Here is a 19,931-nt window from a genome sequence, read left to right as displayed (position 1 = left end):
AACGTCTCCTTAAATACCGTCGCGTTCCAGTGGGCAACTCATGCAGCGCGCACCGCCGCGCCCACGTCCCAGTTCGTCGCCAGGAATGGGTAAAACAGTGATGCCAGCTTTGTCGTATTTTTCGTTGGTCCAGATGTTGCGTTCGTAGCCCACCACAACCCCGGGGCGCAGCGTCAGAACATTGTTCGCGTCATTCCACTGTTCGCGTTCAGCTTCGAAGGCGTCGCCACCGGTGGTGATCAGATTGATCTGGTCGAGGCCAAGTGCTTTTTCGAGGGCATGTACCAGCGTACTTTCCTGGGTGCGTTTCAGGCCGCCACGCCCGTCTGGTGTCAGGGTCCAGCACTGGACATCCGGGCGCACCACTTCCGGGTAGACGGAGAAGGTATCGATATCGATGTGGGTCATGACGGTATCGAGGTGCATACAGGAGCGATGTTTCGGCAGTTCGACTGCGATGACGCGTTCTGCCTGGCGATGCTTAAATAGCGACTGGGCAAGGAACTCAATGCCCTGCGGCGTGGTACGTTCCGACATACCGATGAGAACTGCGCCGCGACCAATGACCAGTACATCTCCACCTTCTAATGTGGCGTGGTCGTAATTAATATTTTCATCGCCGAAATATTTAATAAAATCACCATCGGCAAATTGTGGATGCCAACGGTAAATCGCCCGCAAGTTATTAGTTTCTCGTTGACGTGCAGTTTTTGCCATCGGATTAATGGATACGCCGTTATATATCCAGCATGAGGTGTCGCGGGTAAATAAGTGGTTTGGTAATGGCTTCATAATAAAGTCATTAATATCGTGAGTATCGACCACCATATTTTTGATTGAGGCAGGAATTTCTCCGTATGTCAGCCCACCGCTTAAATGTCGGGCGAGCTCCCGGTGCTGCATATCTGCAAGCCAGGCGCGAATATCCGTGGCGAAAGCGGGGCCAAGGCGATAATCAGAAATTTGTGTATCCAGTAGCCAGCTTTTGGCATCGGGGATATCCAGAGTTTGTGTCAATAAATCAGTGAGTAACAGAACCTCAATTCCCTGTTGACGTAACGTGTTGGCGAAAATGTCATGCTCTTCTCCTGCACGTTCTACCGAAAGAACATCATCAAAAAGCAATTCCTGGCAATTTGATGGCGTCAGCCTTTTTAGGCTGAGGTGAGGGCGATGTAGCATTACGCTACGTAATTGACCGATTTCAGATCCGACATAATGCTTTTCCATCATTATTCCTTTAATACAATTTTAAAAAATAAAGAGGAGGTGCCTGCAAATAATGTTTATTGCAGTCATGGTTTTTCAGCTGATTTCAGAATCTATATTTAGATCTTATCTGATATAGAAACGTGATTCATTTCACAGTCAGGTCGATGTTTGGCATTTGTTGTTTAATTTATGAGATGGCTCTGAGAATTTAAAAAATAAAAACATGAATAATTGAATTACTACGCAGGAATATGTCTTGTTATTTAGCTGTGTTAATTTTATGTACATATCTAAATATTTAATAAATTAAATAGTGCGTTGATTTTTATATGTTTTTCTATATTTGATGAATTTTTATGCGAATCTATTATTTTATTATTTGTGCTGTAAGGTTTATTTCAAAATAAATATGACGATGAAGAAAGATAACGAAGGAGACGTAAACTGTGATCGATTGCTGGTTTTTCTAACAAAGCTTTTTATAACAGTGAGTTAGTGACTGAGTTGAAAAGTATGAGACGAAAGTTATGCAGAGTTTATGCATAACCTGTTGCTGGCTATTAGCAATTATTTAACATCATCAGCGATAAACATGCGTTGACGCAAAATATCGGCAAATAGCAGTGGTATGGCAGACCGTTTTTTCGTATAACAACCAAAATGAAACGATGTTTTAATTAAGGGGTTTGAAATGATTGTCGGCAATATTCACAACCTGGATGCCTGGCTGCCGGAAGAGCTGCGTCAGGCGATTGAGCACATTAAAGCGCACGTGACGGATGCGACGGAAAAGGGTAAACACGACATCGACGGCGAACGTCTGTTCTATCTGATTGCTGAAGATATGACGGAGCCGTTTGCGCAGCGCCGCGCCGAATATCACGCTCGCTATCTGGATATTCAGATCCTGCTCAAAGGTCAGGAAGGCATGACTTTCAGCACGCAGCCTGCGGGCGCACCGGAAACTGACTGGCTGGCGGATAAAGATATCGCCTTCCTGCCGGAAGGCGAACAGGAGAAAACGGTGGTGCTGAATGAAGGTGACTTCGTCGTCTTTTATCCGGGTGAAGTGCATAAACCGCTGTGCGCAGTCGGCGCTCCGGCGCTGGTACGTAAAGCCGTGGTGAAAATGCGGGTAGCATAAACCAGTTTGCCGGGTGCGACTTACCCGGCCTACGGAAGCACGATGGTAGGCCGGATAAGGTGCGTCAGCATCGCCATCCGGCAATTCAATCACGCAACGCTATGATTTGGAAAGCGTCGCGACCATCACCGCTTTGATGGTGTGCATCCGGTTTTCTGCCTGATCAAATACGATACTGGCGGGTGACTCAAACACCTCGTCGGTCACTTCCATGCCGCCGTGCAGACCATATTCCTGCGCCATTTGTTTGCCAAGCGTGGTTTGATCGTCATGGAACGCAGGCAGGCAATGCAGGAATTTCACCTGCGGATTGCCGGTCAACGCCATCATCGCGCTATTAACCTGGTACTTACGCAACTGCGCAATACGTTCGGCCCATTTCTCTTTCGCTTCGCCCATCGATACCCATACGTCGGTATAGATGAAGTCCGCGCCTTTCACGCCCGTGGCGACATCTTCGGTTAGCGTTATATTGCCGCCGTTTTTCTGTGCCAGCGCTTTACACTCCGCAACGAGGCTTTCCTCCGGCCAGCAGGCCTGGGGCGCGACCAGACGCAGATCCAGTCCGGTTAACGCAGCGGCTTCCAGCATGGAATTGCCCATATTGTTGCGGGCATCGCCGGTGTAGACCAGCACCATCTCATTAAACGCTTTACCCGGCAGGTGTTCCTGCATCGTGAGTAAATCCGCCAGCAACTGGGTGGGGTGAAATTCGTTGGTTAATCCGTTCCAAACCGGAACTCCGGCATATTCCGCCAGCGTCTCGACAATTTCCTGACCGTGGCCCCGATACTGAATACCGTCGTACATACGACCGAGTACGCGGGCGGTGTCTTTGATCGACTCTTTATGACCAATCTGGCTGCCGCTCGGCCCGAGATACGTCACGCGCGCGCCCTGATCGTATGCGGCAACTTCGAAAGAGCAACGGGTGCGGGTTGAGTCTTTTTCGAAGATGAGCGCGATGTTTTTACCGGTGAGTTTAGCGACCTCTGTACCGTTTTTCTTATCCGTCTTGAGCTGCGCGGCGAGCTGGAGCAGTGACGTGAGTTCAGCAGAGGTGAAATCAAGCAGTTTCAAAAAATGTTTCTGATAAAACGCAGACATAGTTCCCTCACATGGCTTAGGCCATTTATTGAATTAAAATTCAATTTATATGGATGTTTATTCATTTGCAACCTTGTTTAACAAATCTTTCCTGGAAAGGTGGAGGCAATGACAGCGGTATGTGACAATAAGAGTATCGGCAGGACATTATGAGGAATGAGCCATGGCAAACCCGGAACTACTGGAAGAACAGCGTGAAGAAACGCGCTTGATTATTGAAGAGTTACTCGAAGATGGCAGCGATCCAGACGCGCTGTACACCATCGAGCATCACCTTTCCGCGGACGACTTTGAAACCCTGGAAAAAGCGGCAGTAGAAGCCTTCAAGCTGGGTTATGAAGTGACCGAGCCGGAAGAGCTGGAAGTGGAAGAGGGCGACACGGTTATTTGCTGTGACATCCTGAGCGAATGTGCTCTGAATGCCGAGTTGATCGACGCTCAGGTTGAGCAACTGATGAACCTGGCTGAAAAATTTGATGTGGAATACGACGGTTGGGGCACCTATTTTGAAGACCCGAACGGCGAAGAAGGTGAAGACGGCGACGATGAAGACCTCGTCGACGAAGATGATGACGGCGTGCGTCACTAAGTCATCTGCTGACCTACGGTAGCGTCTGCTGCCGTAGGCCAAGGATAACGTATGGATTACCTGCAAATACTTTCCCCGATCCACAACTTCCTGCACTGTAAAACGCCCCAGGCCTGGCTTGATAAAGCGCGAGCCCCGACGAATCTCCCTCTGTTACTGACGGATCATCTCGTCTGCGAGCTAAAAGCGGCGCAAACGGCCATGCTGCTGGTGCGTAAGTATGTTGCAGATAAACAGGGATCGCAGGCGCTACTGGACTGGCTGAAACCCTATGAAGCGTATGCTTTCAGAGAAGGGGATGAACCGGATTTTATCGCGCTGAATAAACAGATAAGCAAAAGCGTAATGCCGCAAACTGACGACCCGTGGGGGCGCAAGCTGATCGACAGCATGGTTTTGCTGATCAAAGAAGAGCTGCACCACTTCTGGCAGGTGCGTGAGGCGATGATGAGCCGCAACATTCCCTACGTCAAAATTACCGCCAGCCGTTATGCCAAAGGCATGCTTAAAGAGGTGCGAACCCACGAGCCATTAACGCTAATCGATAAACTGATTTGCGGGGCTTACATTGAGGCGCGTTCTTGTGAACGGTTCGCCGCGCTGGCGCCGTATTTGGATGACGATTTACAGGCATTTTATCTTTCGCTGCTGCGATCCGAGGCGCGGCACTATCAAGACTATCTGGCGCTGGCACAGCAGGTTTCTGCCGACGATATCAGTAGTCGGGTGCGGTTCTTTGGCGAAGTAGAAGCCGCATTGATTACTTCTCCCGACGATGAATTCCGCTTCCACAGCGGCGTGCCAGCCTGACTCTCTTCTCTGACGCGCGGCGCTAATCGTCGCGCGGTTTTACCTTTCCTGTTTCCATTAGCAAAATCTGGTGGCTGGAAATCGCTCGCTGCTGCCGTAATAATCAAAACACACGAAGGGGAAATATATCCCCGCAACAGAGACTGTTTTGCATAAGGATGGTTAATGAACTGGGCACACGTATTGTTGGCGGGTTATATCGGGGCGGTGATTGCTATCGTCGTTGGCATGTTTCGCAAAAAAGGCTGGCTGGGCAAGATCTCCGGCGCGGTGGTTTTTGTGGTAGCGATTGTCGCGTGGAATCTGTTTGATGTGCACTACCTGATCCCGCGCGAAAGCCCTGATTATGGGCTGACGGACGCGCAGAAATTTGAAAATGCGATGCTGGCAATGCCTGTTTATCAGGTACTTAAAGAGCAGGAACCCGCGTTATGGCAGAACATCCTCAACCAGGCAACGCAACTGAAAGAAGCTGGGAAAAGCGAACAACAGATTATCGACGCTATTCAGCCGCAAATCCTGCAGGTACAGATGGCGCGTTTGCAGCAGGCACCCGATGCCAATGTGATTGAGTATATGAAAATTAACCTCGAGCAGATTGCTGCGGTGGCAAAAGTGGGCGATGACGAGTGTTTTCGCTTTCTGTTCCCGGCGGTGAAAGGCGGGATTAACCCGGTGCGTATTATTCCGCGGGAGCTGATGAATCGTCGTATGGCCAGCGACATGAGTATGATGCACGCGGCTTATGGCCCGAACAAACATACGGTTACGGCGCAAGAGAAACAGCTGGCGCTTCAGGATCTGCAATCCATCGGCCCGGGATTGGTACAGCGCTTTGGACCGGATATCCAGATTATGGCTGATCCGAGTAAAGGTGTGGGCAAAGAGAAAGTCGCTTGTGAAATGGTGCAGGATTTATGGTCACAGGTGCTGAAGCTGCCAACCGCTCGCGCGGCTGGCGTCATTCGGCTGATGCTCTCCGCCGAAATGCAGTAACACAACCATTGCCCCTCCGGCTGAAGTCAGAGGGGTTTTAACATCCGCACTTCGCAATCCACGTGCCCGGTACAGCCCAGCGCTTCGCTGATATGCTCAAACCCTAAATGTTCATACAGGCGGATTGCCTCGGTCAGAAACGCCGTGGTCTCCAGATAGCACTGTTTGAAACCCTGCTCACGGGCATGTTCGAGGGCCATCAGCGCCAGCTTTTTCGCCAGCCCCTGACCGCGTGCGCTCGACAGGAAGTACATCTTTTGCAGTTCGCAAATGTCCGGTTCGCTACATCCTAACGGCGCAACGCCGCCGCCGCCCACGACTTCACCGTTTTGCTCAACCACCCAGTAGGCCGCGCCCGGCTGGCTGTAAACCTGGAATAGTTCATCCAGATTAGGGTCGGCAACGGTATAGCCCTTATCGGCAGTAAGCCCGTATTCAGCGGAAACTTTGCGGATCACGTGGGCAATTGCGGCGTTATCATCGGCAGAAATTCGACGCAGCGTCGCCGCGACGGAGGTAATGGCACTCATAGCGAACTCATGACATAAAAGTGAGACATATGCAGTTAATACCACTGCGGTAAGGGGAAGCGCAAGCGAGGATAATTCAACAAAAAGCCTCTGAGCATATGCGTCAGAGGCTTTTATCGTCTGCGGTGTTGGATGCGATACGCTTATCCGACAAACAGCTTTACAGCGCGGCGATGACCGCCTGCTGTTCTATCAGCTTCGCTTTCGCTTCCGCATAACCGTCCAGTTTCTCACGCTCTTTGGCGATAACTGCTTCCGGTGCGCGAGCAACGAAACCTTCGTTGGAAAGTTTGCCTTCGATACGGGCAATCTCACCTTCGATTTTCGCCACTTCTTTCGCCAGACGCGCCAGCTCATCTTCTTTATTGATGAGGCCAGCCATCGGGATCAGCAGCTCGGCGCCGTCGATGATTTTGGTCACGGAGACTGGACCTTTGTCATCGGCTGGCAGTACGGTGATGCTTTCCAGACGCGCCAGGTTCAGCAGGAAGCTGCGGTTATCGTTCACACGGCGCATCGCATCAGCGCTGCAACCGCGCAGCAACAGTTCGAGCGGTTTACCTGGGGCGATGTTCATTTCCGCACGGATGTTACGTACGGCAACGATCGCCTGCTTCAGCCATTCGGTATCAGCCAGTGCGGCTTCATCAATCTGTGCGGCGTTATATTCCGGGAACGGTTGCAGCATGATGGTGTCGGCGGTAATACCGGAAATCACCTTCACGCGCTGCCAGATGGTCTCGGTGATGAACGGGATGATCGGATGCGCCAGGCGCAGCAGACCTTCCAGAACGGTGACCAGCGTATTGCGGGTGCCGCGCAGTTCAGACTCGGAACCGCCGTTCATTACCGGCTTGGTCAGCTCCAGATACCAGTCGCAGAACTGGTTCCAGGTGAATTCGTACAGAATGCCCGCGGCGATGTCGAAGCGGAAGTTGTCCAGCGCTTCGCGGTACGCTTTGATGGTCTGGTTGAATTCAGCAAGGATCCAGCGATCCGCCAGCGATAGGGTCATTTCGCCGCCGTTGAAGCCGCAATCCTGGTCTTCGGTGTTCATCAGCACGAAGCGGCTGGCGTTCCACAGCTTGTTACAGAAGTTACGGTAACCTTCCAGACGCTTCATATCCCAGTTGATGTCGCGACCGGTAGAGGCCAGCGCCGCCAGGGTGAAGCGCAGTGCGTCGGTGCCGTGCGGCTCGATGCCGTCCGGGAACTGCTTCTCGGTACGCTTGGCAATCTTCTCGGCCAGCTGCGGCTGCATCATGTTGCCGGTACGTTTCTCCAGCAGTTCTGCCAGGGAGATACCGTCGACCATATCCAGCGGGTCAATGACGTTGCCCTTGGATTTGGACATCTTCTGGCCTTCGTCGTCGCGGATCAGACCGGTCATGTAGACGGTCTTAAACGGCACCTGCGGCTTGCCGTTTTCATCTTTGATGAAGTGCATGGTCATCATGATCATGCGGGCAATCCAGAAGAAGATGATGTCGAAACCGGAAACCATCACGCTGGTTGGGTGGAACTGACGCAGCGCGTCGGTGTTTTCCGGCCAGCCCAGGGTAGAGAAGGTCCACAGTGCGGAGGAGAACCAGGTATCGAGTACGTCTTCGTCCTGGCGAAGCTGAATGTCGGCACCGAGGTTGTTTTCCTGACGCACTTCGTCTTCAGTACGGCCGACGTAGACGTTGCCGTCGTTGTCATACCATGCCGGGATACGGTGACCCCACCACAGCTGACGGGAAATACACCAGTCCTGAATATCGCGCATCCAGGAGAAGTACATGTTTTCGTACTGCTTCGGTACGAACTGAATGTCGCCGTTTTCAACCGCTTCAACCGCCGGTTTCGCCAGCACGTCGGCACGGACGTACCACTGATCGGTCAGCATCGGTTCAATAACCACGCCGCCACGGTCGCCGTAAGGTACGGTCAGGTCGTGCGGTTTAATTTCTTCCAGCAGGCCCAGCGCATCAACGGCGGCAACCACCGCTTTACGCGCGGCAAAGCGCTCCAGCTTCTGGAACTCAGCCGGGATTTCATTGGAATAAACGTCGGACTCTTCGCCTTTGGTGTCGTACACTTCCGCGGTTTCACGGATGTCGCCGTCAAAGGTCAGAATATTGATCATCGGCAGGCCGTGACGTTTCCCGACTTCGTAGTCGTTAAAGTCGTGCGCCGGGGTGATCTTCACGCAGCCGGTGCCTTTTTCCATATCAGCGTGTTCATCGCCGACAATGGGAATGCGGCGGTTAACCAGCGGCAGAACAACAAATTTGCCAATCAGATCTTTATAACGCGGATCTTCCGGGTTGACGGCCACGCCGGTATCGCCCAGTACAGTTTCCGGACGGGTGGTGGCGACGACCAGGTAATCTTTACCATCAGCGGTTTTCGCACCGTCGGCCAGCGGATAGCGGATGTGCCACATTGAGCCTTTCGACTCGCGGTTTTCCACTTCCAGGTCGGAAATCGCGGTGCGCAGTTTCGGGTCCCAGTTCACCAGGCGCTTGCCACGGTAAATCAGGTCTTCTTTGTACAGGCGAACGAAGACTTCTTTCACGGCATTGGAAAGACCTTCGTCCATAGTGAAGCGCTCGCGCTCCCAGTCAACGGAGTTGCCGAGACGGCGCATCTGGCGGGTGATGGTGCCGCCGGATTCCGCTTTCCACTGCCAGATTTTGTCGATAAACGCTTCGCGACCGTAGTCGTGGCGGGTTTTACCTTCTTCAGCGGCAATCTTACGCTCAACCACCATCTGGGTTGCGATACCCGCGTGATCGGTACCTGCCTGCCACAGAGTGTTTTTACCCTGCATGCGCTGGTAGCGGATCATGGTATCCATGATGGTTTGCTGGAAAGCATGACCCATATGCAAACTGCCGGTGACGTTCGGCGGCGGGATCATGATGCAGAAGGACTCTTTGCTTTCATCGCCGTTAGGTTTGAAATAGCCCTGCTTTTCCCAGTGCTCGTAAAGCGGCTGTTCGATATCTTGTGGGTTGTATGTCTTTTCCATTATTTCCAGGTTGCCGTATTCAGGTTAAAACCAGCCACGCGGTAAGCTTTGTAGCGATCGCGTGCCGATTGTTTCAAAGAATCTTCGTAAGGAACGAAGTCTATCACTTCTGTGAAAGCGGTGGCAAAATCTGCAAAGCCAACGCGCAAACTGATAAGCAGGTCGCGCGGGCTGCTGTTGCGTTTCTCCGGCCAGGCAATTTCTACCGGTGCGCCGCCTCTGGGGCCTTCACCTGCCAGATTATGCGGAACAAAGCTTTCTGCCGGTCTTGCCCACAGGGCTTCATCCAGTCGAAGAGCCTGCTTTTCGTTTTCGCAGGCGATCAGCACGCGCTTGCCAGCACGCCAACGTTCTGCGGCAATTTCACACACCAACTGCTCGACGGCGCTTAAGCCATCGTGTTGCGTGTCATTGTCCAGAAGATAGAAAGTTGCGTTTCTCATATATGGGGCTTCTTCTGGTGAATTTAAATGCGTTGCCATGATGCACAACCGTAGGCCGGATGGCGTTGCGCTTATCCGGCCTACGGGTCTTATTGCTTGTGCTTACCGCCTTACTCTTCGCCGTTAAAACCGGCACGATTGAGCAGGAACTGCGACAGCAGCGCCACCGGACGACCGGTTGCGCCTTTGGCTTTCCCTGAACGCCATGCGGTACCGGCGATATCGAGGTGCGCCCAGTTGTACTTACGGGTAAAGCGTGACAGGAAGCAGCCCGCGGTAATGGCGCCGCCAGGACGTCCGCCGATGTTCGCCATATCCGCAAAGTTGGACTCTAGCTGCTCCTGGTATTCATCGCCCAGCGGCAAACGCCACGCGCGGTCGCCAGCCTGTTCGGACGCACCGATCAGCTCATGCGCCAGCGGGTTGTGGTTCGACATCAGTCCGGTGATGTGATGGCCCAGCGCAATCACGCACGCGCCGGTCAGGGTTGCGACGTCAATCACCGCTTCTGGCTCAAAGCGCTCGACGTAGGTTAATACGTCGCACAGGACCAGACGGCCTTCGGCATCGGTATTGAGTACTTCAACGGTCTGGCCAGACATGGTGGTCAGCACGTCGCCTGGGCGATACGCGCGGCCACCCGGCATATTTTCGCAGCCTGCCAGCACGCCGACGACGTTGATTGGCAGTTGAAGCTCGGCCACCATGCGCATCACGCCATATACCGCTGCCGCGCCGCACATGTCGTATTTCATCTCATCCATGCCTTCGGCAGGTTTGATGGAGATACCGCCGGAGTCAAAGGTTAACCCTTTACCGACCAGCACGATCGGACGCGCGTCTTCGGATGGATTGCCTTTGTACTCGATGACCGACATCAGCGACTCATTCTGCGAGCCGTGACCGACGGCCAGATAAGAGTGCATGCCCAGCTCTTTCATCTGCTGCTCGCCGATCACGCGGGTTACAACATTTTTGCTGTAGCTGTCTGCCAGTTGGCGCGCCTGAGAGGCGAGGTAGGCGGCGTTACAGATGTTCGGCGGCATGTTGCCGAGATCTTTTGCTGCTTTAATGCCGGCGGCGATCGCCAGACCGTGCTGGATCGCACGCTCACCGCTGGTCAGTTCCCGGCGGGTCGGTACGTTGAAGACCATTTTACGCAGCGGACGACGCGGCTCGCTTTTGTTGGTCTTCAGTTGATCAAAGCTGTACAGCGTTTCCTGTGCTGTCTCAACGGCCTGACGCACTTTCCAGTAGTTATTGCGCCCTTTGACGTGCAGCTCAGTCAGGAAGCAGACGGCTTCCATTGAGCCAGTATCATTCAGCGTATTGATGGTTTTCTGAATGACCTGCTTGTACTGGCGCTCATCAAGCTCGCGCTCTTTGCCACAACCAATGAGGAGAATTCGCTCAGACAGAACGTTAGGAACATGGTGCAGCAACAGGGTTTGACCTGGTTTGCCTTCCAGTTCGCCACGACGCAGCAGTGCGCTGATGTACCCGTCGCTGATCTTGTCGAGCTGCTCTGCAATCGGAGAGAGACGGCGTGGTTCAAAGACACCCACGACGATGCACGCACTCCGCTGTTTCTCCGGGCTACCGCTTTTTACACTGAACTCCATGCACTACGCTCCTGAATCTTAAAGACAACGGCGGTGGCTACGGATAGAATTGCAAGCTTTCGTAACTCATACCCGCTGTTGCGGTGACTTCGTGTTAATCTTAACGTTATTACGGCATTGGCACGTCAGAACAATTTCTGAGAGGTGGATCCGTTGAGTATAATGATCTTAGCGACGATTTCGACGACTCAAGAGAATAAATGACGTTTAAGCCATGAAACAAGCTAAATTCCGGCAAAAGACGGGTTTTTACGGGCGTATTTAAAGTGATAATCATAAGATATCTGGTTCGGGAAACGCTCAAAAGCCAACTTGCGATCCTATTCATCCTGCTTTTGATCTTCTTTTGTCAAAAGTTAGTCAGGATCCTTGGTGCGGCGGTTGACGGTGATATCCCGGCGAATCTGGTGCTCTCGCTGCTGGGGCTGGGCGTGCCAGAAATGGCGCAACTTATCTTGCCATTAAGCCTGTTCCTCGGGCTGCTGATGACGCTGGGCAAACTGTATACCGAAAGTGAAATTACGGTCATGCACGCCTGCGGGCTGAGCAAGGCTGTCTTAGTAAAAGCGGCGATGGTGCTGGCGCTGTTTACCAGTATTATTGCGGCGGTCAACGTGATGTGGGCCGGACCGTGGTCCTCCAGACATCAGGACGAAGTCCTGGCGGAGGCGAAAGCGAACCCCGGTATGGCGGCGCTTGCTCAGGGGCAATTCCAGCAGGCCACTAACGGCGGTTCGGTGCTGTTTATTGAAAGCGTTGACGGCAGTAACTTCAACGATGTGTTCCTCGCGCAAATCCGCCCGAAAGGTAACGCCCGTCCTTCGGTGGTGGTAGCGGACTCCGGTCATCTTACCCAATTGCGCGATGGCTCCCAGGTCGTGACGCTGAACCAGGGGACGCGTTTTGAAGGGACCGCGCTGCTGCGCGATTTCCGCATTACCGACTTCCAGAATTATCAGGCGATTATCGGTCATCAGGCCGTGGCGCTGGATCCAAACGATACCGACCAGATGACCATGCGTACGCTATGGACGACCGACACCGATCGCGCCCGTGCGGAGCTGACCTGGCGTATCACGTTAGTATTCACCGTATTTATGATGGCGCTGATGGTTGTACCGCTGAGCGTGGTGAACCCGCGTCAGGGTCGCGTACTGTCCATGCTGCCAGCAATGCTGCTCTATTTGCTGTTCTTCCTGGTTCAGACATCGCTGAAGTCGAACGGCGGCAAAGGTAAGCTGGATCCGGTGTTCTGGATGTGGACGGTTAACCTGGCGTATCTGGCGCTGGCGATTGTGCTTAACCTCTGGGATACGGTGCCGATGCGCCGCTTACGTGCCCGTTTTATGCGTAAAGGAGCGGTATAATGCAGCCTTTTGGTGTACTTGACCGCTATATCGGTAAAACCATTTTCACCACCATCATGATGACGTTGTTCATGCTGGTGTCGCTCTCCGGGATCATCAAGTTTGTCGACCAGCTGAAAAAAGCCGGGCAGGGGAGCTACGATGCGATGGGCGCCGGGCTGTATACCCTGCTCAGCGCGCCGAAAGATATCCAGATCTTCTTCCCGATGGCGGCGCTGCTGGGTGCTTTGCTGGGGCTGGGCATGCTGGCGCAGCGCAGTGAACTGGTGGTCATGCAGGCTTCTGGCTTTACCCGTATGCAGGTGGCGTTGTCGGTGATGAAAACCGCGATTCCGCTGGTGTTGCTGACGATGGCCATCGGCGAATGGGTGGCGCCGCAGGGCGAACAAATGGCGCGTAACTATCGTGCGCAGCAGATGTACGGCGGCTCGCTGCTCTCTACCCAGCAAGGTTTGTGGGCGAAAGATGGCGACAGCTTTGTCTACATCGAGCGGGTGAAAGGTGACGCCGAGTTAGGCGGAATTAGCATCTACTCCTTTAACGACAAGCGCCGTCTGCAGTCCGTTCGCTATGCCGCAAGCGCGACGTTTGACCCGGAGCAGAAGGTCTGGCGTTTGTCGCAGGTGGATGAATCCAACCTGACCGATCCGAAGCAAATCACCGGCTCGCAGACGGTGAGCGGTACCTGGAAAACCAACCTTACACCCGACAAGCTCGGCGTCGTGGCGTTGGATCCTGATGCGCTCTCGATTAGTGGTCTGCATAACTACGTGAAGTACCTGAAGTCGAGCGGCCAGGACGCCGGACGCTACCAGCTCAATATGTGGAGCAAAGTCTTCCAGCCGCTGTCTGTGGCGGTAATGATGCTGATGGCGCTGTCGTTTATCTTTGGTCCGCTGCGTAGCGTCCCGATGGGCGTGCGCGTGGTGACAGGGATTAGCTTCGGCTTTGTGTTCTATGTGCTGGACCAAATCTTTGGCCCGCTGACGCTGGTGTACGGCATTCCGCCGATTATCGGCGCGTTGCTGCCAAGCGCCAGCTTCTTCCTGATAAGCCTGTGGCTGATGCTGCGTAAGTCCTGATATTCGCCCCTCCCGCTGTGCGGGAGGGGCGCCTTCCTGCTAGCGTTTTCTCCCGCCCATCAAACTCCCCAACATGCCGCGGATTATCTGATTGGTGACCTGCCGCGCTGCGCTTTTCGCCACGCTCTGTACCACGCCATCGCGCTTGCCGCCGCGCGGTCCGGTGCTGCCAAACAGAATATCCTTCAATCCACCGAGAATACCGCCGTCCACATCGATCGCTTTACCGTTGGCGGGAGGTGTATTTTGCTGCTCGGTGCTGGCCTGCACGCCTTGCTGTAAACGCTCATAGGCGGACTCGCGGTCGACCTGTTCTTCATATTTACCGTACAGCGAGGAGTGATTGATCAGCCCGTTACGCTCGTCATCCGTCACCGGTCCCATCCGCGAGCACGGCGCAATCACCATTGCTCGTTCAACCACCGACGGGCTGCCTTTGGCGTCCAGAAACGACACCAACGCTTCGCCGGTTCCCAGTTCCTGAATGGCTTTTTCGGTATCAAATGCCGGGTTGGCGCGCATGGTTTGCGCGGCGGTTTTCACCGCTTTCTGATCCTTCGGTGTAAACGCGCGCAGGGCGTGCTGCACGCGGTTCCCCAACTGACCGAGCACGTTGTCTGGAATATCTGACGGGTTTTGCGAGACGAACCACACGCCGACCCCTTTCGAGCGAATCAGGCGGATCACCTGTTCGATTTTATCCAGCAGCACCTGCGGGGCGTCGTTGAACAGCAGGTGAGCTTCATCGAAGAAGAACACCAGTTTTGGCTTCTCCAGATCGCCTGCTTCCGGCAGCTGTTCGTACAGTTCGGAGAGCATCCACAGCAGGCTGGCGGCGTACAGTTTGGGCATCTGGTAGAGCTTCTCTGCGCTGAGGATGTTGATCATCCCTTTGCCGCTGGCGTCAGTTCGCATCCAGTCTTTGATGTCCAGCATCGGTTCGCCAAAGAAGTGCGCCGCCCCCTGTTGCTCCAGCGACAGCAGTCCACGCTGGATTGCCCCGACCGAGGCGCTGCTGATATTGCCATATTGATTCTGGAAGGATTTGGCGTTATCGCCGATGTACTGGGTAATGGCTCGCAGGTCTTTGAAATCGAGCAGCAGCAGGCCCTGGTCATCGGCAATGCGGAAGATAATATCCAGCACGCCGGACTGTACGTCGTTGAGGTTCAGCAAACGGGCCAGCAGCAGCGGGCCGAGGTCAGATACCGTGGCCCGCACGGGGTGACCTTTTTCGCCGAAGATATCCCACACCGTGACCGGATTAGCATGCGGTTGCCAGTCGGTAATGCCGATATTTTTCAGGCGGGCGAGCAGCTTTTCAGAGGCCTGCCCTTCCTCGGCCACGCCGGTTAAGTCGCCTTTCACATCGGCCATAAATACCGGTACGCCAATTTCAGACAACGATTCGGCCAGCTTCTGTAGCGTGACGGTTTTACCGGTCCCGGTCGCGCCGGTAATCAGTCCGTGACGGTTGGCCATGCCTGGCAGTAAAAACAGTTCGGTGTCCGGCGTGCGGGCAATTAGCAGGGGTGTGCTCATTGAGATTTCCTCCATTTATCTTGCCTGGAGTATAGGCAATGTCCATCAAAGAGAGTATGCGATGGCCGGAGAAAATGACTTAAAGCGTATTGCCGTGATAAATCTGGTACCCCAAATCCACGGTGTTGTGGTTATGGTCGTTGTTCTTGATTTTGCTCAGCAACATCTGCGCTGCCATGCGGCCTATGTCAAAACGTGGGGTGATCACGCTGGCGAGGCTTGGGATCATCTGCCTGCCCATTTCCAGCCCGTGGAAACCGGCAATCGAGATCTGTTCCGGAACGGCCAGATCGCGCTCGCGGCACAGCAGCAGCGCGCCCATCGCAATATCGTCGTTGGTGCAAAAAACGCCGTCTAAATCCGGATGCGCGGCGAGCGCGTCCCGCATCATCTGAGTGCCGAGATGGATGGACGAAATAGAACGCGGATTGACGCGCAGCGGCACCAGACCCCGGCGCGTCATGGCATCGCAATAGCCGCGATAGCGCTGTTCATCGCGGACGTCGTCTTTCGAACCGAGATAGAGGATTTTGCGCCGCTGGCGTTTATCCAGCATGGTGCTGACCATATCAAATGCCGCCTGACGGTTATCGAAGCCTACTTCCATGTCCAGACGATCGCCCTGAATATCCATCAGCTCCACCACCGGAATGTTGGCTGAACGCAAAAACTTCACCGTGCGCAGGGTGTGATATTTTTCGGACAGGATAATGCCGTCGATATTATACGACAGCAGATTGATCACCGACTCTTCCTCGGATTCCCGGTCGTAATTGTAGTTGGCGATCAGCGTCTGATAGTTATGATCCGAGGTGACCGACTCAATGCCGGCCAGAATGTCAGCGAACAGCTGGTTTTGAAACGAGGGGATCAGCACGCCAAGCGTATAGCTTTGCGCATTCAGCAGCATCGCGGGCGCGCGGTTGGGGATGTAATTAATCTCCTCCATAATCTGCGCGATGCGTTCACCGGTTTCCTTTGCGACCTTTTTTGGCGAGCGAATGTAGCGGCTCACCGTCATTTTGGTCACGCCCGCCAGCGTGGCGATGTCTTGCAAAGAAATTCTGTGGTTCCTCATTTTCTCTCCAGTGCCGGGGAGCGCGGATCTGTGCTCCCCGGTGATGACCGTCTTAATGCAGAATGGCGTTCAGCGCCAGAACCCCCAGCAGCCCCATAATGGAAATCAGCGTCTCCATTACCGTCCAGGTACGCAACGTTTCCCCGACGCTGAGATTAAAATAGCCTTTAAACAGCCAGAATCCCGGATCGTTAACGTGGGAGGCAATCACGCTGCCCGCGCCGGTAGCCAGCACCATCAGCGCCGGGTCGGCGTGAGTGACGTTAATAATCGGCAGTACCACGCCTGCGGTGGTGATCGCCGCCACGGTGGCTGAACCGAGCGCGATACGCAGCAAGGCGGCGACCGTCCAGCACATCAGCAGCGGAGAAAGCGATGTGCCGGTCATCAGGTGCGAGATATATTGCCCCACGCCGCTGTCGACCAGAACCTGCTTAAACGCGCCGCCCCCGGCGATGATAAACACAATCATCGCAATCGCACCGATAGAGTCGCCAATGATATCCATAATTTGCTCGATCGTACGTCCGTTACGCCGACCAAGGGTAAAAATGGCGAGCACGATAGCGATAAACAACGCGACCGCAGGGTTACCGATAAACTCAAAGAACACCCGTACGCTGTTGGTTTTCGGCAGCGTGATTTCGCACACTGCGGCGACCGCCATCAGTATGACCGGGATTACCGCGGCAAAGATACTGTTCCAGAACGACGGCATCTCTTCTTCGGTGAACAGATGCGGGTTGAATAACCCTTCCGGCGGCGCTTTCTCAAAGCGGGTCAGCAGCTTAGAAAACAGCGGCCCGGCAACAATCACCGTCGGGATAGTAATAATAAAGCCGTACAGCAGGGTGGTGCCGAGATTAGCCTCGAAAATGGTGGCAATCGCGGTCGGCCCCGGATGCGGCGGCAGAAAACAGTGGGTCACGGACAGCGCAGCTACCATCGGGACGCCAACGTACAGCAGCGGCAGGCCGGAAGAGGCCACCACCGTAAACACCAGCGGCAGCAGCAGAACAAAGCCGACTTCGAAAAACATCGCCAGACCCACCACCAGACCGGTGATCACCAGCGCCCACTGCACGCGTTTCTTACCAAACGTGCCAATTAACGTGGTGGCGATGCGCTGAGCCGCGCCGGTATCGGAAATCAGCTTACCGAGCATTGCACCGAAGCCAAGGATCATCGCCAGACCGCCGAGCGTCCCGCCGATCCCATTTTGTATTGAGTGCAAAACGGCCTGGGCATCCATCCCTTCGGCAAAACCGACGACCGCCGCCACCAGGACCAGAGCAATAAAGCCGTTAACTTTAAAACCAATCATCAGGACCAGGAGCAGCGCGACGCCTGCCGCAATTATTATTAATGGCATAATCGTTTCTCTTATATCCCCGTCATACTTCAAGTTGCAGGTGTGTTGGTTGCGCTCACTCACCTGAATCACTTACTCAAGTAAGCTCATCGGGTTCATTCACTTGCCGCCGTCCTGCAACTCGAATTATTTAGGAGTGGCCAAAAATGCAGCGCCTGGGCGCTGCGTGATGTTGCGTTGTGTTGTATCAGACGGCGACCAGCATGCCGCCATCGACAAACAACAGGTGCCCGTTAACAAAATCGGATGCTTTGGAAGAGAGGAAGACCGCCGCGCCAATCAGCTCCTGCGGATCGCCCCAGCGCGCGGCTGGCGTACGTTTGCACAGCCAGGCGGTGAAGGCTTCATCCTCGACCAGCGCTTTGGTCATCTCGGTTTTGAAGTAGCCCGGTGCGATACCGTTGACCTGGATATTGTGGCGCGCCAGCTCAACGCACATACCGCGGGTGAGCATTTTCACCGCGCCTTTCGAGGCGGCATACGGCGTGATGGTGTCGCGGCCCAGTTCGCTCTGCATGGAGCAGATGTTGATGACCTTCCCGGCCTGACGTTCCACCATGCGACGCGTTACCGCCTGCGAGACCAGGAACACCGCCGTCTGGTTAACGGCAATCACATCGTTCCAGTCCTGCTCCGGGAACTCGGTAAACGGATGGCGGCGCTGAATACCGGCGTTATTCACCAGCACATCGATTGGGCCAATGTCTTTTTCGATATGGTCGATGGCGGCATCAATGTCCTGTTTCTGCGTAACATTGAACGGCGCGGCAACGGCGCGGATCCCTTCCTGTTGCAGTTTGGCGACGGCAGCCTCCGCGCGCTCCGGCGTAATATCATTGACGATAATCTGCGCGCCATATTTACCCAGCCCGGTCGCCAGTAAATAACCGATACCCTGGGCCGAACCGGTGATCAGAATATTTTTGCCATCCAGCGAAAAAAGATCGTTCATTATGTTCTTCCTTATTTTGTTTCAGCAAAAACGAGCTGGACTTTCGCTGCCTGGGTTTTATCTCCGGCAAAGATCAGCGCCTGTTCAAGCTCGGTAAACGGATATTCGGCGCTCAGTAACGGCAGTGGATCGATAACGTTATTCGCCAGCCACGACACCGCAGTGTTGAACTCGGTGGTAAAGCGGAACGAGCCTTTGAGCGCGATCTCTTTGCCGATCAGCATCATCATCGGGAAGTCCGGCACCGCGCCGCCCATGCCGACCTGCACCATCACGCCTTTCGCGCGGGTGACCTCCAGGCAGGTGGTGATTGAGGACGGATGACCAGAGACTTCGAAGCTGACGTCGAAGTAGCCTTTTTCTTTTTTCCACTCATCGAGCGAGTCCTGCTGCGGGTTAATCAGCGTGTCAGCACCCATCTGCTGGGCAAGCGACAGCGAGCGCGGGCTGATATCAGCACAGACAATTTCTGCTGCGCCGAGCGTTTTCACCGCGCTGACGATCAGGCAGCCGATAGGCCCCACGCCGGAGATAAACACGCGCTTGCCCTGCAGGTCTCCTGCTTCATGCGCGGCGTGGATCGCGACTGCCAGTGGTTCGGCAAAGGCCATGACTTTTTCATCGGCGTGCTGGGGGTAGGGGATGCACTGCGCGGTATCGACGGTTTTAAATCGGGTAAAGCCGCCGTCAACGTGGGGAAAATACATGGCGCTGCCAAAAAAGCGCATTTCCGTGCACTGGTTTTCTTCGTGCTGCAGACAGTATTTACAGCCGCCACAGGGCTTCGACGGATTAATAGCCACCGACTGACCTTCATGTAATTCTTTTGAGTCGCTGTGCACCACTTTACCAATAACTTCATGGCCTAAAATCATCGGTGCTTTAACGGTAAAATTACCGACTTTTCCTTCCTGATAATAATGTAAGTCGGAACCACAAATTCCGCCGCGGGTAATTTGTACCAGCGTTCCTTTATTATTCCATTCAATATTTTGGTCGGTAATGGCAACAGTTTTCTTACCCGCGACAACGCAGGATTGGGTTTTGACTTGCATAAATGCCTCACTGG

18 protein-coding genes are annotated in these 19,931 nt (G+C 54.1%); 7 read left to right on the top strand and 11 right to left on the bottom strand.

Annotated features, from left to right (window positions below; genetic code table 11):
- Nucleotides 1-9 precede the first annotated feature (9 nt).
- Nucleotides 10-1,230 carry an arginine deiminase gene (gene arcA / locus HV243_RS21805; protein ID WP_181604083.1) on the bottom strand — a complete coding sequence of 407 codons (1,221 nt, stop codon included), beginning with the start codon at nt 1,228-1,230 and terminating at the stop codon, nt 10-12.
- A gap of 673 nt (nt 1,231-1,903) precedes the next feature.
- Between arcA and HV243_RS21800 the strand changes: the two genes are divergently transcribed.
- A complete protein-coding gene (locus tag HV243_RS21800; RefSeq protein ID WP_016151499.1) occupies nt 1,904-2,356 on the top strand; it encodes a YhcH/YjgK/YiaL family protein in 453 nt (150 codons plus the stop codon).
- 99 nt (nt 2,357-2,455) lie between these two features.
- Here HV243_RS21800 and argF read toward each other — a convergent pair whose 3' ends face one another.
- Entirely contained in the window at nt 2,456-3,463 is a 1,008-nt protein-coding gene (argF, locus tag HV243_RS21795) for an ornithine carbamoyltransferase (RefSeq protein WP_016155574.1), read from the bottom strand.
- Nucleotides 3,464-3,626: 163 nt separating this feature from the next.
- Between argF and rraB the strand changes: the two genes are divergently transcribed.
- From rraB to HV243_RS21780, 3 genes are all read left to right on the top strand, one after another.
- A complete protein-coding gene (gene rraB / locus HV243_RS21790) occupies nt 3,627-4,052 on the top strand; it encodes a ribonuclease E inhibitor RraB (protein WP_016151501.1) in 426 nt (141 codons plus the stop codon).
- Nucleotides 4,053-4,103: 51 nt separating this feature from the next.
- Nucleotides 4,104-4,862 carry a tRNA isopentenyl-2-thiomethyl-A-37 hydroxylase MiaE gene (miaE, locus tag HV243_RS21785; RefSeq protein ID WP_016151502.1) on the top strand — a complete coding sequence of 253 codons (759 nt, stop codon included), beginning with the start codon at nt 4,104-4,106 and terminating at the stop codon, nt 4,860-4,862.
- A 165-nt stretch (nt 4,863-5,027) separates the two neighbouring features.
- Nucleotides 5,028-5,858 (top strand): hypothetical protein, encoded by an 831-nt coding sequence (locus tag HV243_RS21780; RefSeq protein ID WP_053388735.1) that lies wholly within the window; start codon nt 5,028-5,030, stop codon nt 5,856-5,858.
- 26 nt (nt 5,859-5,884) lie between these two features.
- On the opposite strand, the gene HV243_RS21775 is transcribed toward HV243_RS21780, so the two are convergent.
- The 4 genes from HV243_RS21775 to pepA form a co-directional block, all read right to left on the bottom strand.
- A complete protein-coding gene (locus HV243_RS21775) occupies nt 5,885-6,388 on the bottom strand; it encodes a GNAT family N-acetyltransferase (RefSeq protein WP_053388734.1) in 504 nt (167 codons plus the stop codon).
- 160 nt (nt 6,389-6,548) lie between these two features.
- Entirely contained in the window at nt 6,549-9,404 is a 2,856-nt protein-coding gene (locus HV243_RS21770) for a valine--tRNA ligase (protein WP_053388733.1), read from the bottom strand.
- The gene (gene holC, locus HV243_RS21765) at nt 9,404-9,847 is read right to left on the bottom strand and encodes a DNA polymerase III subunit chi (protein WP_016151505.1); all 444 of its coding nucleotides are present in this window, start codon (nt 9,845-9,847) and stop codon (nt 9,404-9,406) included. The genes HV243_RS21770 and holC overlap by 1 nt, the downstream gene beginning before the upstream one ends.
- A 110-nt stretch (nt 9,848-9,957) precedes the next feature.
- On the bottom strand, nt 9,958-11,469 hold the full coding sequence (pepA, locus tag HV243_RS21760; RefSeq protein ID WP_003025870.1) for a leucyl aminopeptidase: 1,512 nt from the start codon (nt 11,467-11,469) through the stop codon (nt 9,958-9,960).
- A 153-nt stretch (nt 11,470-11,622) separates the two neighbouring features.
- Between pepA and HV243_RS25420 the strand changes: the two genes are divergently transcribed.
- The 3 genes from HV243_RS25420 (at nt 11,623) to lptG (ending at nt 13,918) form a co-directional block, all read left to right on the top strand.
- Nucleotides 11,623-11,673, top strand: coding sequence for a hypothetical protein (locus tag HV243_RS25420; protein ID WP_212723231.1), 51 nt, complete (start codon nt 11,623-11,625; stop codon nt 11,671-11,673).
- A 62-nt stretch (nt 11,674-11,735) separates the two neighbouring features.
- Nucleotides 11,736-12,836, top strand: coding sequence for an LPS export ABC transporter permease LptF (gene lptF, locus HV243_RS21755; RefSeq protein ID WP_016151506.1), 1,101 nt, complete (start codon nt 11,736-11,738; stop codon nt 12,834-12,836).
- A complete protein-coding gene (gene lptG / locus HV243_RS21750; protein WP_008786067.1) occupies nt 12,836-13,918 on the top strand; it encodes an LPS export ABC transporter permease LptG in 1,083 nt (360 codons plus the stop codon). The genes lptF and lptG overlap by 1 nt, the downstream gene beginning before the upstream one ends.
- A gap of 39 nt (nt 13,919-13,957) precedes the next feature.
- Here lptG and HV243_RS21745 read toward each other — a convergent pair whose 3' ends face one another.
- From HV243_RS21745 to idnD, 5 genes are all read right to left on the bottom strand, one after another.
- The gene (locus HV243_RS21745) at nt 13,958-15,460 is read right to left on the bottom strand and encodes a helicase HerA-like C-terminal domain-containing protein (RefSeq protein WP_029139751.1); all 1,503 of its coding nucleotides are present in this window, start codon (nt 15,458-15,460) and stop codon (nt 13,958-13,960) included.
- A 79-nt stretch (nt 15,461-15,539) separates the two neighbouring features.
- Nucleotides 15,540-16,538, bottom strand: a complete 999-nt coding sequence (locus tag HV243_RS21740) for a LacI family DNA-binding transcriptional regulator (RefSeq protein ID WP_047358548.1) — start codon at nt 16,536-16,538, stop codon at nt 15,540-15,542.
- A gap of 52 nt (nt 16,539-16,590) precedes the next feature.
- Nucleotides 16,591-17,910, bottom strand: a complete 1,320-nt coding sequence (idnT, locus tag HV243_RS21735) for a gnt-II system L-idonate transporter (RefSeq protein ID WP_016155581.1) — start codon at nt 17,908-17,910, stop codon at nt 16,591-16,593.
- A gap of 187 nt (nt 17,911-18,097) precedes the next feature.
- On the bottom strand, nt 18,098-18,862 hold the full coding sequence (gene idnO / locus HV243_RS21730) for a gluconate 5-dehydrogenase (RefSeq protein ID WP_016151510.1): 765 nt from the start codon (nt 18,860-18,862) through the stop codon (nt 18,098-18,100).
- Between the two features lie 11 nt (nt 18,863-18,873).
- The gene (gene idnD, locus HV243_RS21725) at nt 18,874-19,917 is read right to left on the bottom strand and encodes an L-idonate 5-dehydrogenase (RefSeq protein WP_053388732.1); all 1,044 of its coding nucleotides are present in this window, start codon (nt 19,915-19,917) and stop codon (nt 18,874-18,876) included.
- Nucleotides 19,918-19,931: the final 14 nt, after the last annotated feature.

Origin of the sequence: Citrobacter sp. RHBSTW-00599, from assembly GCF_013784065.1 — a bacterium.
Lineage (GTDB): Bacteria > Pseudomonadota > Gammaproteobacteria > Enterobacterales > Enterobacteriaceae > Citrobacter > Citrobacter braakii.
Note: the sequence above shows the minus strand (reverse complement) of the source record. Positions and strands in the feature narration are given on the sequence as shown.

Coding starts and splice junctions, on each gene's coding strand:
- arcA (WP_181604083.1), bottom strand. CDS start 1,230: ATGGAAAAGCATTATGTCGGATCTGAAATCGGTCAATTACGTAGCGTA.
- HV243_RS21800 (WP_016151499.1), top strand. CDS start 1,904: ATGATTGTCGGCAATATTCACAACCTGGATGCCTGGCTGCCGGAAGAG.
- argF (WP_016155574.1), bottom strand. CDS start 3,463: ATGTCTGCGTTTTATCAGAAACATTTTTTGAAACTGCTTGATTTCACC.
- rraB (WP_016151501.1), top strand. CDS start 3,627: ATGGCAAACCCGGAACTACTGGAAGAACAGCGTGAAGAAACGCGCTTG.
- miaE (WP_016151502.1), top strand. CDS start 4,104: ATGGATTACCTGCAAATACTTTCCCCGATCCACAACTTCCTGCACTGT.
- HV243_RS21780 (WP_053388735.1), top strand. CDS start 5,028: ATGAACTGGGCACACGTATTGTTGGCGGGTTATATCGGGGCGGTGATT.
- HV243_RS21775 (WP_053388734.1), bottom strand. CDS start 6,388: ATGAGTGCCATTACCTCCGTCGCGGCGACGCTGCGTCGAATTTCTGCC.
- HV243_RS21770 (WP_053388733.1), bottom strand. CDS start 9,404: ATGGAAAAGACATACAACCCACAAGATATCGAACAGCCGCTTTACGAG.
- holC (WP_016151505.1), bottom strand. CDS start 9,847: ATGAGAAACGCAACTTTCTATCTTCTGGACAATGACACGCAACACGAT.
- pepA (WP_003025870.1), bottom strand. CDS start 11,469: ATGGAGTTCAGTGTAAAAAGCGGTAGCCCGGAGAAACAGCGGAGTGCG.
- lptG (WP_008786067.1), top strand. CDS start 12,836: ATGCAGCCTTTTGGTGTACTTGACCGCTATATCGGTAAAACCATTTTC.
- HV243_RS21745 (WP_029139751.1), bottom strand. CDS start 15,460: ATGAGCACACCCCTGCTAATTGCCCGCACGCCGGACACCGAACTGTTT.
- HV243_RS21740 (WP_047358548.1), bottom strand. CDS start 16,538: ATGAGGAACCACAGAATTTCTTTGCAAGACATCGCCACGCTGGCGGGC.
- idnT (WP_016155581.1), bottom strand. CDS start 17,910: ATGCCATTAATAATAATTGCGGCAGGCGTCGCGCTGCTCCTGGTCCTG.
- idnO (WP_016151510.1), bottom strand. CDS start 18,862: ATGAACGATCTTTTTTCGCTGGATGGCAAAAATATTCTGATCACCGGT.
- idnD (WP_053388732.1), bottom strand. CDS start 19,917: ATGCAAGTCAAAACCCAATCCTGCGTTGTCGCGGGTAAGAAAACTGTT.